Genomic DNA, 710 nt, shown 5'->3' with positions numbered 1-710 from the left:
TGCACGCTGGATGCCGACAACGACTACGCCGCCATCCAGGCTTGGCTGTCACTGCACGAATCACCGGCGACGCTGAGGACGTACCGCAAGGAGGCCGAGCGCCTGATCCTCTGGGCCATCGTCGAACGGGGTCGAGCGCTATCGTCGCTCACGACCGAGGACGCCGTCGCCTATCGGACCTTCCTGCGACATCCGGCGCCGGCCGGTCGCTGGACCGGCCCGGTCCGGCCGCGCTCGGCCCCAGACTGGCGGCCGTTCACCGGCGGACTGTCTGCGCGTTCGATCGCGCATGCACTGTCGGTGCTCAGTGCAATGTTCCGCTGGCTAGCCGAGCAACGCTACGTGCTCGCGAACCCTTTTGCCGGCCTCAAGGTCCGGGGCGCGACCCGTTCCGCGGTCCTCGATGCGTCGCGTGGGTTCAGTGAGGGCGAGTGGGCCATCACGCGGGCGATCGCCGACGGGCTGGAATACTCGTACGGATGGGCGCTTCCAGCCGCGCAGCGTCTGCGGTTCGTGCTGGATTTCTCGTACGCAACAGGATTGCGGGCCGGCGAGTTCGTCGGTCTGACACTGGGAGCGATCCGGACCGACGCAGGGGCCGACCGCTGGATCCATCTAATCGGAAAGGGCGCCAAGGCGGCGAAGGTGGCGCTACCGCCCCTGGGAGCGGAGGCGCTGTTCCAGTCTCTCGGCGAGCGCGGCCTGTCACG

General features: G+C 68.5%; 1 pseudogene. It reads left to right on the top strand.

Going from position 1 to position 710, the window contains the following annotated elements:
- Positions 1–710: pseudogene (locus HV670_RS30275) on the top strand (site-specific integrase); the annotation flags it as partial.

Origin of the sequence: Pararobbsia alpina (assembly GCF_902859895.1) — a bacterium.
GTDB classification, from domain to species: domain Bacteria; phylum Pseudomonadota; class Gammaproteobacteria; order Burkholderiales; family Burkholderiaceae; genus Pararobbsia; species Pararobbsia alpina.
The sequence above is the reverse complement of the archived record's forward strand: the minus strand, read 5'-3'. Positions and strand labels throughout refer to the sequence as shown.